The organism is Streptomyces sp. NPDC059788, from assembly GCF_042732265.1.
In the GTDB taxonomy this organism is placed as follows: Bacteria; Actinomycetota; Actinomycetes; order Streptomycetales; family Streptomycetaceae; genus Streptomyces.
The window spans coordinates 108,522-121,957 of the sequence record NZ_JBHWHY010000004.1 but is presented as its reverse complement, the minus strand read 5'-3'; the positions used below and the strand labels follow the sequence as shown (position 1 = coordinate 121,957).

The following is a 13,436-nucleotide window of genomic DNA, read 5'->3' as shown; positions in this document are numbered from 1 at the left end:
GCACGGGGGTGGGCTGCGGGACGTGCGCGGTGGCGGGCCCCGTTCCCTCAAGAGGGGGGTGGGGTCGGGGGCCCGCCACCGTGTGGGCGGGGATCGGTGCCGCGCCGACCCGGCACCGCTCCCCGGTCTCGGACCGGTCCTCAGGACCGGCCCGCGAGGTCTGTCGCCGCCCGCTGCCGCGGCGGCTCGTGCGAGGCCGCCGGAGTGCGGCGGCATCCGCCGGTACGGGCTCCGGGGGCGGCGGTCGTCGCGCGCGGGACCGCGTGTCGGCGGGCGGGGCGCGCGGCGCGGACCGCGGGGACGCCGTCCGCCGCGCCGGCCACGACGACGCGAGGAGTGCCGGTCACCATGACGTTGCCTCCTCTCGCCCTGTCGGTCACCTTCCTCGCCGCGGTCATACGCCACAACAGTTGCAGCTGGTTGCAACCAATTGGCGCAATCCCGCGTTCGGAGCGGCCCGGTGACGGCACCATGGGCGGCAACCCACGGACAGTGCACGACGGAGAGAACAGCGTGAGCGACAGACCGATCGACATGGGTATCTGGTCGGCCCAGGAGATACGCGAGACGACGCGGCGGCTCGCGTCGCTGCGCGATGCCGCGCTCCTGGGCGGCCCGGCGGCCGCCGCCCCCCGTGCCGTGATCTGCGAGTCCTGGCGCCGGGTGCTGGACCGCGGGGTCGACCCGGACCGGGACCGCCGCGAACGGCCGCTGTCCGTGGAGGAGCTGGAGCACCGGCGGCACAGCTCCCGGCTCGCGTCCCTGCTGCCGCTGTTCAACAGCGGACTGCTGCCGGCCGCGGAGGCCGCGCAGCAGATCATGGTGGTCACGGACGCCGAGGGCCGGGTGCTGTGGCGGGAGGGCTGTGCGCCGGTCCGGCGGATGGCCGACCGGCACGGCTTCGACAAGGGCGCGGACTGGACCGAGGAGGTCGTCGGCACCAACGCCATCGGGACCGCGCTGGTGGCCCGCCGCCCCGTCCTGGTGCACTCGGCCGAGCACTTCGTCCGTACGCACCATCAGTGGACGTGCGCGGCGGCGCCGTTGCACGACCCGCGTGACGGACGGCTGCTGGGCATCGTCGACGTGAGCGGCCCGGCGCACGGCTTCCACCCGACCACCCTGTCGCTGGTCTCCGCGGTGGCCCGGCTGGCGGAGAGCGAGCTGCGCGAGCGGCACCACAGCACGCTGGACCGGCTGCGGGCGAGCGCCGCACCCGTACTGGCCCGGCTCGGCGGGCGGGCACTGGCCGTCGACAAGGACGGCTGGACGGCCGCGGTCACCGGGCTGGCCCCGCCGGACCGGGTCGCGCTGCCCAAGTCCCCGGAGGCCGGGCCGCTGTGGCTGCCGCGCTACGGGATGTGCACACTGGAGCCGCTGCCCGGCGGCTGGCTGATCCGCGTCGGCGCGCCGCAGGGCGAGGAGCCCCGGGCCAGCCGGGTGCTGCTGGATCTGAGCAGTACCCGCTCGGCGGTCACGGTCACCGGCCCGGCGGGCAGCTGGTCGCACGAGCTGAGTCCGCGCCACGCCGAGGTGCTGTTCGTGCTGGCGCACCGGCCGGGCGGGCGCAGCGCGGCCGATCTGGCGCAGGACCTCTTCGGGGACCGCGCCCGTACGGTCACGGTGCGGGCCGAGCTGTCCCGGCTGCGCCGCCATCTCGCGAGTGTGCTGGCGCACCGCCCGTACCGCTTCGCCGACGGGGTGGACGTGGAGCTGCGCCTGCCGCAGCGCCCGGTGGACCTGCTGCCGCATTCGACGGCGCCGGCGGTGGTGGCGGCGCGGCACGGGTGACGCGGGTGCGTACGGTGCGCGGGCCGTCCGGGGCCTGCGCACCGTGCGCCGCACAAGGCCGCGCGGCGTAGGGAACCGTGCTCCGCATAAATACGGTGCGGCCCCACGCGCCACCCGGGTACCGTGACAGCGCTTCGAATATCAGCTCCCCAGGAGGACGTCGCAGAACGGGAGCAGCCCACGCCAAGGCGCGCGTGCGGCCGGGTGAGCGGGCGACACGACCTTTCGCGTTCGACGCTGCCCTCCTGGAGGACCTCTCATGTCTGTCGGCCTCGGCCTGCCCATCGGCGACCCCGCATCCCTGCTGACCTGGGCCCGGCGTGCCGACGCCGTCCCGTTCCGCAGCATCGCGCTACTCGACCGGCTGGCGTACGGCAACCCCGAACCACTGATCACCCTGGCCGCCCTCGCCGGCGCCACCTCCCGCGTACGGCTGCAGACCGAGGTGCTGCTCGCGCCGCTGCACCGCACCGCGCTGCTCGCCAAGCAGGCCGCCACCCTCGACCTGCTCTCCGACGCGCGCTTCACCCTCGGCATCGGGCTGGGCGGGCGCGCGGACGACTACACGGCTGCGGGCGTCGACCAGCGCACCCGTGGCCGCCGGCTGGACGGCCAGATGTCCCGGCTGCGGTCGGTCTGGGCCGGTGAGCCGTACGGCGAGGACGTCGGCCCGGTCGGCCCCGCCCCGGCCCGCGCCGGCGGCCCGGAGGTCCTCTTCGGCGGCTTCGTGCCGGCCGTGGTCCGGCGGGTCGCCCGCTGGGGCGACGGTTTCCTCGGTGCCGCGCTGCCCGCGCCGCGGATGGACGGGCTCTTCCGCGAGGTGGAGGCGGCCTGGGACGCGGCGGGCCGGTCCGGCCGTCCGCGGCTGGTGGCGCAGGTGAACGTGGCGCTCGGCCCGGAGTCCGTCCTCGACGAGGCCCGGCGCGAGGTCCGCGCGTACTACGGCGACTTCGGCTACACCGACCACGTCGTCAAGGGCCTGCTCACCACGGCCGGGGGCATCCGCGACGCGGTGGCCGCCTTCCGCGCCGTCGGCGCCGACGAGGTCATGCTCTACTGCTGGGCCACCGACCCGGACCAGGTGGACCGCATCGCGGACGCGGTGCTGTAGCCCGGCCGGGCCGCGCGGGGGCCTGTGATGTGCTGGCCCCATGACTGTCACCGTGACCACCTGGTACCTCGAACAGACCGCCCCCGACGATCTCGCTCCCGCGACCGCTCCCCCGGAGGAGCAGCGGGTGCGCATCGACCGGGCGGAGGTGGCCTCGCCGGAGTTCAGCAGGTTCCTGTACGCGTCCGTCGGCGGGGACATCACCTGGACCGACCGGCTGGGGTGGTCGTACGGGCAGTGGGAGGAGTTCCTCGGGCGGCCCGGTGTGGAGACGTGGGTGGCGTACGAGCGGGGCACGCCGGCCGGTTACGTCGAGCTGGACGCACAGGCCGAAGGGTCCGTGGAGATCAGCTACTTCGGGCTGCTGCCGGCGTTCCGGGGGCGGCGGGTGGGCGGGCATCTGCTGGCGTACGCCACCGGGCGGGCCTGGGACCTGGCCGACCGGTGGCCGGAGCGGCCGAAGACCCGGCGGGTGTGGGTGCACACGTGCAGCAAGGACGGTCCGTACGCGCTGGAGAACTACCGGCGCCGCGGCTTCCGGGTGTTCGCGACCGAGGTGACCGAGGAACCGGAGGTGGCGACTCCGGGTCCGTGGCCGGGCGCCTGACCGGGCGCGGCGGTTTGCGCCGGCAGCCGGAAAGAGGCGAGGGCGGGGGCCGCTCCCCCGCCCTCGCGGCACCCGACCATCATGTGACCGGCACCACATCGTCCCATGATGCGGGACACTCATGTCCATATTTCGGAAGACGGTGGACTGGCCCAAGAGCGCCGTGACACGCTTCCGTCATGTCTACAGCTGGAATTGCCTTGGTGAGTCGGCGGCACGTCGACCTCGGCCGCATGTCCAGCGCCATCTGTCCGGCGGGCTGACAGTCTCAGCAACGTCATCTTTTTCGCCGTCCCCATCGTCGCGGACGCGCGGGCACCCCTGATCCGACCTGCCCCGGGCACTCCTGTGCCAGCACCTCGCGCCACTGTGTGACGAGGCGCGTCCGCGCAGGTCACGGCGGGCTGCCGCTGCCCGCCCCCGCCCTCACCGAGCCGCCCAGAAGGACATACCGCCATGGCCGCCACCCCAGAACGAACCGGTTCCGCCACGACCCGCCGCAAGGCCGGACGCCATCGCGGTGAGGGCCAGTGGGCCGTAGGTCACTTCACTCCGCTGAACGGCAACGAGCAGTTCAAGAAGGATGACGACGGTCTCAATGTGCGGACACGCATTGAGACGATCTACGCCAAGCGCGGTTTCGACTCGATCGACCCCAGCGACCTGCGCGGACGGATGCGCTGGTGGGGCCTGTACACCCAGCGCAAGCCCGGCATCGACGGCGGCAAGACCGCGGTCCTGGAGCCGGAGGAGCTGGACGACAAGCACTTCATGCTGCGGGTCCGGGTGGACGGCGGACGGCTGAGCGTCGCGCAGCTGCGGGCCATCGGCGAGGTCTCGCAGGAGTACGCGCGCGGCACCGCCGACATCACCGACCGGCAGAACATCCAGCTGCACTGGATCCGCATCGAGGACGTCCCGGCGATCTGGGAGAAGCTGGAGGCCGTCGGCCTGTCGACGACCGAGGCGTGCGGCGACTGCCCCCGCGTCATCATCGGCTCGCCCGTCGCCGGTATCGCGGCCGACGAGATCATCGACGGCTCGTCCGCGATCGAGGAGATCGAGCGGCGCTTCATCGGCAGCAAGGAGTTCTCCAACCTGCCGCGGAAGTTCAAGTCGGCGATCTCCGGCTCGCCGGTGCAGGACGTGGTGCACGAGATCAACGACATCGCGTTCGTGGGCGTCGAGCACCCCGAACACGGCCCCGGCTTCGACCTGTGGGTGGGCGGCGGGCTGTCCACCAACCCGCGCCTGGGTGAACGGCTGGGCGCCTGGGTGCCGTTGGCGGACGTGGCCGACGTATGGGCCGGCGTCGTGGGGATCTTCCGCGACTACGGCTACCGGCGGCTGCGCAACCGCGCCCGGCTGAAGTTCCTGATGGCGGACTGGGGCCCGGAGAAGTTCCGTGAGGTGCTGGAGAACGAGTACCTGAAGCGGAAGCTGACCGACGGCCCGGCGCCCGCCGAGCCCAGCAGCCGCTGGCGCGATCACGTGGGTGTGCACCGCCAGAAGGACGGCCGGTTCTACGTGGGCTTCGCACCGCGCGTCGGCCGGGTGGACGGCGCCACCCTCGTCAAGATCGCCGAACTGGCCGCCGCGCACGGCTCGGACCGGCTGAACACCACCGTCGAACAGAAGATGATCATCCTCGACGTGGCCGAGGACCAGGTCGAGCCGCTGGTCGCCGGGCTGGAGGCGCTGGACTTCCAGGTCCGCCCCTCGCCCTTCAGGCGCGGCACGATGGCCTGCACCGGCATCGAGTTCTGCAAGCTGGCGATCGTCGAGACCAAGGCCCGCGGCGCCTCGCTCATCGACGAACTGGAGCGCCGGATGCCCGACTTCGAGGAGCCGGTCACGATCAACCTCAACGGCTGCCCGAACGCCTGCGCCCGCATCCAGACCGCGGACATCGGCCTCAAGGGCCAGCTGGTGCTGGACGACGACGGCAACCAGGTCGAGGGCTACCAGGTGCACCTGGGCGGCGCGCTCGGCCTGCAGGCGGGCTTCGGCCGCAAGGTCCGCGGCCTGAAGGTCACCGCCGAGGAACTGCCCGACTACGTCGAGCGGGTGCTGACCCACTTCCAGGAGCAGCGCGAGGAGGGCGAGCGGTTCGCCACCTGGGCCGCCCGTGCCGACGAGGGAGCGCTGAAGTGAGCGGGCGGGCCGCGCCGTTCTACTGCCCGTACTGCGGGGACGAGGACCTGCGCCCTTCCGAGGAAGGACACGGCGCGTGGGAATGCGGGGCGTGCAACCGGGCGTTCCGGCTCTCGTTCCTCGGGCTGCTGGCCAAGGGCGTCACCGCCGCGGCCCGGCAGCACGACAACGGCCAAGGGGGCAGCCAGATATGACGACCACTCAGGACCACACGGAGCACGACCTGGCGGCGCTCGCCGAGCGGGCGGGGCGCGACCTGGAGGACGCGTCCCCGCTGGAGATCCTCACCTGGGCCGCCGAGACCTTCGGGAAGCGTTTCTGCGTCACCTCCTCCATGGAGGACGCGGTCGTCGCCCACCTGGCCTCGCGCGCCTTCCCCGGCGTCGACGTGGTCTTCCTCGACACCGGCTACCACTTCCCGGAGACGATCGGCACCCGCGACGCGGTGGCCGAGGTGATGGACGTCAACGTCATCACCCTGACCCCCCGGCGGACGGTGGCCGAGCAGGACGCCGAGCACGGGCCCCGGCTGCACGACCGTGATCCGGACCTGTGCTGCGCGCTGCGCAAGGTCAAGCCGCTGGAAGAGGGCCTGAGCGGCTACGACGCCTGGGCGACCGGGCTGCGCCGCGACGAGTCGCCGACCCGCGCGAACACCCCCGTCGTGGGCTGGGACGCGCGGCGCCGCAAGGTGAAGATCGCGCCGATCGCGCGCTGGACGCAGGACGACGTGGACGCGTACGTGGCAGAGCACGGAGTCCTGATCAACCCGCTGCTGAGCGACGGCTACGCCTCGGTCGGCTGCGCGCCCTGCACCCGCCGGGTGGCGGCGGGCGAGGACGCACGGGCCGGCCGCTGGGCCGGCCGCGACAAGACCGAATGCGGGCTGCACGGATGAGCGGCCCCGGGGGGTCCGGCCATCGGGCGCCGGACCACAAGGACGACCAGGACCTTCGGGAGCGAAAGATGACGGGCGCCACGGTGTGGCTGACCGGACTGCCCAGCGCGGGCAAGACCACGATCGCGTACGCGCTGGCCGAGCGGCTGCGGGGCGAGGGCCACCGCGTCGAGGTGCTGGACGGCGACGAGATCCGCGAGTTCCTCTCGGCGGGGCTCGGCTTCGGCCGGGAGGACCGGCACACCAACGTGCAGCGGATCGGCTTCGTCGCGGAGCTGCTGGCGAGCAACGGCGTCAAGGCACTGGTGCCGGTGATCGCGCCGTACGCGGACTCCCGGGAGGCGGTGCGCAAGCGCCACCAGCGCGAGGGCACGCCGTACCTGGAGGTCCATGTGGCCACGCCCGTCGAGGTGTGCTCCGAGCGGGACGTGAAGGGGCTGTACGCCAAGCAGGCGGCGGGCGAGATCTCCGGGCTGACCGGCGTCGACGACCCGTACGAGCAGCCCGAGTCGCCCGATCTGCGCATCGCGTCGCACACCCAGACCGTGCAGGAGTCCGCGGCGGCGCTGTACGCGCTGCTCACCGAGAGGGGACTGGTATGACGACCGCCGCTGCCGTGAGCCAGGGCGCCGGGAACACCGGCGAGGCCGGGGACGCCGACAACCCCTACGCGCTCAGCCACCTGGACGCACTGGAGTCCGAGGCGGTGCACATCTTCCGCGAGGTGGCGGGCGAGTTCGAGCGGCCGGTGATCCTCTTCTCCGGCGGCAAGGACTCGATCCTCATGCTGCACCTGGCGCTGAAGGCGTTCGCGCCCGCGCCGGTGCCCTTCGCGCTGCTGCACGTGGACACCGGCCACAACTTCCCCGAGGTGCTCGACTACCGCGACCGCACGGTGGCCCGGCACGGGCTGCGGCTGCACGTCGCCTCCGTACAGGACTTCATCGACCGCGGCGAGCTGCGCGAGCGCCCCGACGGCACCCGCAACCCCCTCCAGACCGTGCCGCTGCTGCACGCCATCGAGTCGAACCGCTTCGACGCGGTGTTCGGCGGCGGGCGCCGGGACGAGGAGAAGGCGCGCGCCAAGGAGCGGGTGTTCTCGCTGCGCGACGAGTTCGGCGGCTGGGACCCGCGCCGCCAGCGTCCCGAGCTGTGGCAGCTCTACAACGGCCGCCACTCCCCCGGCGAGCACGTGCGCGTCTTCCCGCTGTCGAACTGGACCGAGCTGGACGTGTGGCAGTACATCGCCCGCGAGAAGATCGAACTGCCCGCCATCTACTACGCGCACGAGCGCGAGGTCTTCGCCCGCAGCGGCATGTGGCTGGCGCCCGGCGAGTGGGGCGGCCCCAAGGACGGCGAGACCGTCGAGACGCGACGGGTGCGCTACCGCACCGTCGGCGACATGTCCTGCACCGGCGCCGTCGACTCCGACGCGGCCACCATCGAGGCCGTCATCGCGGAGATCGCCGCCTCCCGGCTGACCGAGCGGGGCGCCACCCGGGCCGACGACAAGCTGTCCGAGGCCGCCATGGAGGACCGCAAGCGCGAGGGGTATTTCTAACCATGAGCACGATTGTCGACCCCGTCGACGTGGCCGCCACGGCCACCTCACTGCTGCGCTTCGCCACCGCCGGCTCGGTGGACGACGGCAAGTCCACCCTGGTCGGGCGGCTGCTGCACGATTCGAAGTCGGTGCTGGCCGACCAGCTCGAAGCGGTCGAGCGGGCCTCGCTGGGCCGCGGCCAGGAGGCGCCGGACCTGGCGCTGCTGACGGACGGGCTGCGGGCCGAGCGGGAGCAGGGCATCACCATCGATGTCGCCTACCGTTACTTCGCCACGCCCCGGCGCCGCTTCATCCTCGCCGACACCCCGGGACATGTGCAGTACACCCGCAACATGGTCACCGGCGCCTCCACCGCCGAGCTGGCCGTGGTGCTCGTCGACGCCCGCAACGGCGTCGTCGAGCAGACGCGCCGGCACGCCGCCGTCGCCGCGCTGCTGCGCGTCCCGCACGTCGTCCTGGCCGTCAACAAGATGGACCTGGTGGACTACGCCGAGCCGGTCTTCGCGGCGATCGCCGCGGAGTTCACCACGTACGCCGCCTCGCTCGGCGTACCGGAGATCACCGCGATCCCGATCTCGGCGCTGGCCGGCGACAACGTCGTGCGCCCGTCGACGAACATGGACTGGTACGGCGGCCCGACCGTGCTGGAGCACCTGGAGACCGTCCCGGTCGTGGCCGACCCCTCCGAGGACCCGACCCGCTTCCCCGTGCAGTACGTCATCCGTCCGCAGACCCCCGAACTGCCCGACTACCGCGGCTACGCGGGCCAGATCGCCTCCGGCGTGCTGCGCGTCGGCGACGCCGTGACCGTGCTGCCGTCGGGCCGTACGAGCACCGTCGAGGCGCTGGACGTACTGGGCCAGGCGGTGGACGTGGCCTGGGCGCCGCAGTCGGTGACCGTCCGGCTCGCCGACGACCTGGACATCTCGCGCGGCGATCTGATCGCCCCGGCCGCCACCGCGCCCGCCGTCACGCAGGACGTCGAGGCGACCGTCTGCCACGTCGCCGACCAGCCGCTGAAGGCCGGCCAGCGGGTGCTGCTCAAGCACACCACCCGTACGGTCAAGGCGATCGTCAAGGACATCCCGTCGCGGCTGACGCTGGACGACCTCTCCCAGCACCCGGCCCCCGGTGAGCTGTCCGCCAACGACATCGGCCGGGTCGTGCTGCGCACCGCCCAGCCGCTCGCGCTGGACGCCTACGCCGACTCCCGGCGCACCGGATCGTTCCTGCTCATCGACCCCGCCGACGGCACCACGCTGACCGCGGGCATGGCCGGGTCCGCGTTCGCCGAGGCGGCCGAGGCCACGGCGGCGGTTGCGGGCGACGACGCGGAATGGGACTTCTGAGATGACGCTACGGGATCTGCCCACGTCCCTGTACGGGGACGTCTTCGCGACCTTCGCCAAAGAAGGCGGCCGGATCGGCAGCGGGGCCCTGGGCAGCGGCCAGGGCGGCGTCGGGCGATGTGTGGGCCGATGACGGACCGACGCGTACCCCCCACGCCCCCCTTCCGAAGATCCACCGCACCGCCGGGCCCGCCGTAGGCGCTCGCCGCCCGGCCCTCTGAGAGGACCCCTCCCGTGCCTGCCGTACGCCACCGCCTCCTGGCGGCCCTCGCCGTCGTCCCCCTGCTGACCGGCGCGCTGGGCGCCTGCGGGTACGGCTCCCGCGCCAAGCAGGACGACCAGGGAGCGGTCCAGGCCAAGGGTCCCAGGACCGACGGCCTGGACCAGGTCAAGGTCGGCTACTTCGCCAACACCACGCACGCCACCGCGCTGGTCGGCGACCAGAAGGGCTTCTTCCAGAAGGAGCTGGGCGGCACGAAGTTCGCGCCGTCGGTGTTCAACGCGGGCCCGGCGGAGATCGAGGCGCTGAACTCCGGCGCCATCGACATCGGCTGGATCGGCCCGTCCCCCGCCATCAACGGCTGGACCACCTCCAAGGGCAAGAGCCTGAAGATCATCTCGGGGTCGGCGTCCGGCGGCGTCTCGCTCGTCGTCAACCCCAAGAAGATCAAGAGCCTGGACGACCTCAAGGGCAGGACCATCGCCACCCCGCAGCTCGGCAACACCCAGGACGTGGCGCTGCTCAACTACCTGGCCGAGAAGGGCTACAAGGTCGACGCCACCACCGGCAAGGGCGACGTGACCGTCCAGCGCACCGAGAACAAGGTCACCCCCGTCGCCTTCCGGCAGGGCAGCATCGACGCCGCGTGGGTGCCCGAGCCGACCGCCTCCAAGCTGGTCGCCGAGGGCGGCAAGGTGCTGCTGGACGAGAAGAAGCTGTGGAAGGACGGCAAGTTCGTCATCACGAACGTGATCGTCTCGCAGAAGTTCCTCAAGGAGCACCCGAAGGCCGTCGAGGCGGTGCTGCGCGGTTCGGTGAAGACCAACACCTACATCAGGACCCACCCGGCCGAGGCCGAACGGGCGCTCAACGACAAGCTGGCCACGGCGTCCGGCAAGGCGCTGCCGCCGTCCGTCATCGACCCGGCGTTCCGCAACACCGACGTCACCGACGACCCGCTGGCCGCCACCCTCCAGCTGGAGGCGGACCACGCGGTCCGGGCCGGCCTGCTGAAGAAGCCCGCGCTGAAGGGCATCTACGACCTCACGCTGCTCAACAAGGTGCTCAAGGCCGAGGGCAAGCCGGCGGTCGACGACGCCGGACTCGGCAGCGAATAGTCCCGCCGCACCGCATCCCAGGAGGTGACACCGATGACGACCACCACGCTCAGCAAGCCGGGCGGGCCGCAGTCCGACACGGCGGACGCGGGGTCCACGTCCGCTCCGTACGCCGCTCGCATCGACCATGTCTCGAAGTCGTTCGGCCGCCCCGGCGCGCAGCAGCACGTGCTGGACGACATCAGCATCGATGTCGCGCCGGGCGAGTTCGTGTGCCTGCTGGGGGCGTCGGGCTGCGGCAAGTCCACGCTGCTCAACCTCGTCGCCGGGCTCGACGAGCCCTCGGCGGGCAGCATCGGGACGCCCGGCGGCCGGCCCGCCCTGATGTTCCAGGAGCACGCGCTGTTCCCGTGGCTGACCGCGGGCCGCAACATCGAACTGGCGCTGCGGCTGCGCGGGGTGCCGCGCGCGGAGCGCCGGGGCGAGGCCGAACGGCTGCTGGAACTCGTCCGGCTCAAGGGCGCGTACGGCAAGCGGGTGCACGAGCTGTCCGGCGGTATGCGGCAGCGGGTCGCGATGGCCCGCGCCCTCGCCCAGGACAGCCGGCTCCTCCTGATGGACGAGCCGTTCGCCGCACTCGACGCCATCACGCGCGACGTCCTGCACGACGAGCTGACCCGCATCTGGCAGGAGTCCAACGACAGCGCCTCCGGCAGCGGCGGCCTGTCCGTCCTGTTCGTCACCCACAACGTCCGGGAGGCGGTACGGCTCGCCGAGCGGGTGGTGCTGCTGTCCTCCCGGCCCGGCCGGATCGCCCGCGAGTGGAGCGTGGACATCCCGCATCCGCGGCGCATCGAGGACGCGGCGGTCGCCGACCTTTCCGTAGAGATCACCGAACAGCTCCGTGGGGAGATCCGCCGCCATGGCCAGCACTGAGACCGGGACGGCTGCCGAGGCCGCCGGCACCACCGACGAGGCCACGGCCGACGCGCCACCGGCACCCGCGGCGAAGGCGGCCCCCGAAGCCGGGAAGGCGGCCCCCGAAGCCGCCAAGCCCGACGGCGCCGCCGACCTCGCCGGTCTGGAGGCCGGCCTCGACGCCCTCGACACCACCGTCACCGACCGCCAGCCCTGGCTGCGCGCGCTGGCCGCCAAGGCCGTGCCGCCGGTCATCGCCGTCGTCCTCGTCCTGGGCCTGTGGCAGCTCGCCTACCACTTCGAGCTCAAGGACCACTACCTGCTGCCCAGCCCGGTCGACGTCGCCCGCTCGCTCCAGGACAAGTGGCTCGAAGGGACCCTGCTGGACTACGTGTGGACGAGCGTGTCGCGCGGTGCGCTCGGCTTCCTGGCCTCGGTGGCGATCGGTACGCCGCTGGGCCTGCTGGTCGCACGCGTCAAGCCGGTACGGGCCGCGATCGGCCCCATCCTCAGCGGCCTGCAGTCGCTGCCCTCGGTGGCCTGGGTGCCCGCCGCCATCATCTGGTTCGGGCTGAGCGACGCCACGATCTACGCGGTGGTGCTGCTCGGCGCGGTCCCCTCGATCGCCAACGGCCTGGTCGCCGGCGTCGACCAGATCTCGCCGCTCTACCTGCGGGCTGGCCGCACCATCGGCGCCCGCGGCCTGACCGGCGTACGGCACGTCCTGCTGCCCGCCGCGCTGCCCGGCTACCTCGCCGGCCTCAAGCAGGGCTGGGCGTTCTCCTGGCGCTCCCTGATGGCCGCCGAACTCATCGTCAACGCCGCCGACCTGGGCACCGGCCTCGGCCAGCTCCTCGAACAGGGCCGCGAGCTCCAGGACATGTCCTGGGTGCTGTCCGCGATCCTGCTGATCCTGGTCGTCGGCATCGGCATCGAGCTGCTGATCTTCGCGCCGATCGAGCGGCGGGTGCTGCGCAGCCGCGGACTCCTGGTGAAGAGCTGACCCATGGACCGACGCCCCGCCCTCCTCGTCATCGCCCACGGCAGCCGCGACCCACGGCACGCGGCCGCCGTCACCGCGCTCTGCGCACGGGTGCGGGCGCTGCGGCCCGCGCTGCGCGTCGAGGTCGCGTTCCTCGATTTCAACGCGCCGGGCGTGCCCCGGGCGCTGGAGCGGCTGGCGGCGGACGGCGTACGGGACGTGGTGGCGCTGCCGCTGCTGCTGACCCGCGCCTTCCACGCCAAGGCGGACGTCCCGGCGGTGCTGCGGGAGGCCGCCGCCCGGCTGCCCCGCCTCACCGTCCACCGGGCCGACGTGCTCGGCCCGTCCCCGCTGCTGACCGCCGCGCTGGAACGGCGGCTGTACGAGGCCGGGCTGCGGCCCGGCGACCGGCGCTCGACCGGGGTCGTACTGGCCTCGGCGGGCTCCTCCGACCCGGAGGCGATCGCAGTGATCGCTGAAATCGCGCGGGAGTGGCGGCGTACCACCGGTTGGTACGCCGTGCGGCCTGCGTTCGCCTCCGCCTCCCTGCCCCGCACGGCCGACGCCGTACGGGCGCTGCGCGCCGACGGCGCCGAACGGGTGGCCGTGGCCCCGTACGTCATCGCCCCCGGCTTCCTCCCCGACCGCATCGCGCACGGCGCCGAGGAGGCGGGCGCCGACGTGCTCGCCGAGGTCCTGGGCCCGGCCCCCGAACTGGCCCGCCTGCTGGCCCGGCGGTACGACGAGGCGCTGCGCCGGGAGAGGGCGGCGCTCGTCGCGTGAC

At 73.0% G+C, this 13,436-nt stretch carries 16 protein-coding genes; 15 read left to right on the top strand and 1 reads right to left on the bottom strand.

Annotation, left to right across the window (positions count from 1 at the left end):
• Positions 1–140: 140 nt before the first annotated feature.
• Positions 141–350 carry a hypothetical protein gene (locus ACFV57_RS05115; protein ID WP_385225826.1) on the bottom strand — a complete coding sequence of 70 codons (210 nt, stop codon included), beginning with the start codon at positions 348–350 and terminating at the stop codon, positions 141–143.
• A 163-nt stretch (positions 351–513) separates the two neighbouring features.
• Here ACFV57_RS05115 and ACFV57_RS05110 point away from each other — a divergent pair, with 163 nt between their 5' ends.
• From ACFV57_RS05110 to ACFV57_RS05040, 15 genes are all read left to right on the top strand, one after another.
• Entirely contained in the window at positions 514–1,791 is a 1,278-nt protein-coding gene (locus ACFV57_RS05110) for a GAF domain-containing protein (protein WP_385225825.1), read from the top strand.
• 259 nt (positions 1,792–2,050) lie between these two features.
• The gene (locus ACFV57_RS05105) at positions 2,051–2,902 is read left to right on the top strand and encodes an LLM class flavin-dependent oxidoreductase (protein ID WP_385225823.1); all 852 of its coding nucleotides are present in this window, start codon (positions 2,051–2,053) and stop codon (positions 2,900–2,902) included.
• A gap of 40 nt (positions 2,903–2,942) precedes the next feature.
• Positions 2,943–3,509 carry a GNAT family N-acetyltransferase gene (locus ACFV57_RS05100; RefSeq protein ID WP_385225821.1) on the top strand — a complete coding sequence of 189 codons (567 nt, stop codon included), beginning with the start codon at positions 2,943–2,945 and terminating at the stop codon, positions 3,507–3,509.
• A 179-nt stretch (positions 3,510–3,688) separates the two neighbouring features.
• Positions 3,689–3,772, top strand: coding sequence for a putative leader peptide (locus tag ACFV57_RS05095; RefSeq protein ID WP_312024626.1), 84 nt, complete (start codon positions 3,689–3,691; stop codon positions 3,770–3,772).
• A gap of 193 nt (positions 3,773–3,965) precedes the next feature.
• Positions 3,966–5,663, top strand: a complete 1,698-nt coding sequence (locus ACFV57_RS05090) for a nitrite/sulfite reductase (protein ID WP_385225819.1) — start codon at positions 3,966–3,968, stop codon at positions 5,661–5,663.
• Positions 5,660–5,857 carry a hypothetical protein gene (locus ACFV57_RS05085; protein WP_385225818.1) on the top strand — a complete coding sequence of 66 codons (198 nt, stop codon included), beginning with the start codon at positions 5,660–5,662 and terminating at the stop codon, positions 5,855–5,857. The genes ACFV57_RS05090 and ACFV57_RS05085 overlap by 4 nt, the downstream gene beginning before the upstream one ends.
• Complete coding sequence (locus tag ACFV57_RS05080) at positions 5,854–6,561, top strand: phosphoadenylyl-sulfate reductase (RefSeq protein WP_385225816.1); 708 nt, start codon at positions 5,854–5,856, stop codon at positions 6,559–6,561. The genes ACFV57_RS05085 and ACFV57_RS05080 overlap by 4 nt, the downstream gene beginning before the upstream one ends.
• Complete coding sequence (cysC, locus tag ACFV57_RS05075) at positions 6,543–7,163, top strand: adenylyl-sulfate kinase (RefSeq protein WP_385225815.1); 621 nt, start codon at positions 6,543–6,545, stop codon at positions 7,161–7,163. The genes ACFV57_RS05080 and cysC overlap by 19 nt, the downstream gene beginning before the upstream one ends.
• Entirely contained in the window at positions 7,160–8,122 is a 963-nt protein-coding gene (gene cysD, locus ACFV57_RS05070) for a sulfate adenylyltransferase subunit CysD (RefSeq protein WP_385225814.1), read from the top strand. Before cysC ends, cysD begins: the two co-directional genes overlap by 4 nt.
• Positions 8,123–8,124: 2 nt before the next feature.
• A complete protein-coding gene (locus ACFV57_RS05065) occupies positions 8,125–9,474 on the top strand; it encodes a sulfate adenylyltransferase subunit 1 (protein ID WP_385225813.1) in 1,350 nt (449 codons plus the stop codon).
• A gap of 1 nt (position 9,475) precedes the next feature.
• Complete coding sequence (locus ACFV57_RS05060; protein ID WP_385225811.1) at positions 9,476–9,607, top strand: hypothetical protein; 132 nt, start codon at positions 9,476–9,478, stop codon at positions 9,605–9,607.
• A gap of 101 nt (positions 9,608–9,708) precedes the next feature.
• Positions 9,709–10,812 carry an ABC transporter substrate-binding protein gene (locus ACFV57_RS05055; protein WP_385225809.1) on the top strand — a complete coding sequence of 368 codons (1,104 nt, stop codon included), beginning with the start codon at positions 9,709–9,711 and terminating at the stop codon, positions 10,810–10,812.
• Positions 10,813–10,845: 33 nt separating this feature from the next.
• The gene (locus tag ACFV57_RS05050; RefSeq protein ID WP_385225807.1) at positions 10,846–11,688 is read left to right on the top strand and encodes an ABC transporter ATP-binding protein; all 843 of its coding nucleotides are present in this window, start codon (positions 10,846–10,848) and stop codon (positions 11,686–11,688) included.
• Positions 11,675–12,673: an ABC transporter permease gene (locus tag ACFV57_RS05045; protein WP_385225805.1), complete on the top strand. Its 999-nt coding sequence runs from the start codon at positions 11,675–11,677 to the stop codon at positions 12,671–12,673. The genes ACFV57_RS05050 and ACFV57_RS05045 overlap by 14 nt, the downstream gene beginning before the upstream one ends.
• A 3-nt stretch (positions 12,674–12,676) precedes the next feature.
• A complete protein-coding gene (locus tag ACFV57_RS05040; RefSeq protein WP_385225804.1) occupies positions 12,677–13,435 on the top strand; it encodes a sirohydrochlorin chelatase in 759 nt (252 codons plus the stop codon).
• The last annotated feature ends 1 nt before the right edge of the window (position 13,436 follow it).

Bases quoted from the DNA above. Each gene is read 5' to 3' on its own strand.
- ACFV57_RS05115 (WP_385225826.1), bottom strand. From the start codon at position 350: ATGGTGACCGGCACTCCTCGCGTCGTCGTGGCCGGCGCGGCGGACGGC.
- ACFV57_RS05105 (WP_385225823.1), top strand. From the start codon at position 2,051: ATGTCTGTCGGCCTCGGCCTGCCCATCGGCGACCCCGCATCCCTGCTG.
- ACFV57_RS05100 (WP_385225821.1), top strand. From the start codon at position 2,943: ATGACTGTCACCGTGACCACCTGGTACCTCGAACAGACCGCCCCCGAC.
- ACFV57_RS05095 (WP_312024626.1), top strand. From the start codon at position 3,689: ATGTCTACAGCTGGAATTGCCTTGGTGAGTCGGCGGCACGTCGACCTC.
- ACFV57_RS05090 (WP_385225819.1), top strand. From the start codon at position 3,966: ATGGCCGCCACCCCAGAACGAACCGGTTCCGCCACGACCCGCCGCAAG.
- ACFV57_RS05080 (WP_385225816.1), top strand. From the start codon at position 5,854: ATGACGACCACTCAGGACCACACGGAGCACGACCTGGCGGCGCTCGCC.
- cysC (WP_385225815.1), top strand. From the start codon at position 6,543: ATGCGGGCTGCACGGATGAGCGGCCCCGGGGGGTCCGGCCATCGGGCG.
- cysD (WP_385225814.1), top strand. From the start codon at position 7,160: ATGACGACCGCCGCTGCCGTGAGCCAGGGCGCCGGGAACACCGGCGAG.
- ACFV57_RS05065 (WP_385225813.1), top strand. From the start codon at position 8,125: ATGAGCACGATTGTCGACCCCGTCGACGTGGCCGCCACGGCCACCTCA.
- ACFV57_RS05060 (WP_385225811.1), top strand. From the start codon at position 9,476: ATGACGCTACGGGATCTGCCCACGTCCCTGTACGGGGACGTCTTCGCG.
- ACFV57_RS05050 (WP_385225807.1), top strand. From the start codon at position 10,846: ATGACGACCACCACGCTCAGCAAGCCGGGCGGGCCGCAGTCCGACACG.
- ACFV57_RS05045 (WP_385225805.1), top strand. From the start codon at position 11,675: ATGGCCAGCACTGAGACCGGGACGGCTGCCGAGGCCGCCGGCACCACC.
- ACFV57_RS05040 (WP_385225804.1), top strand. From the start codon at position 12,677: ATGGACCGACGCCCCGCCCTCCTCGTCATCGCCCACGGCAGCCGCGAC.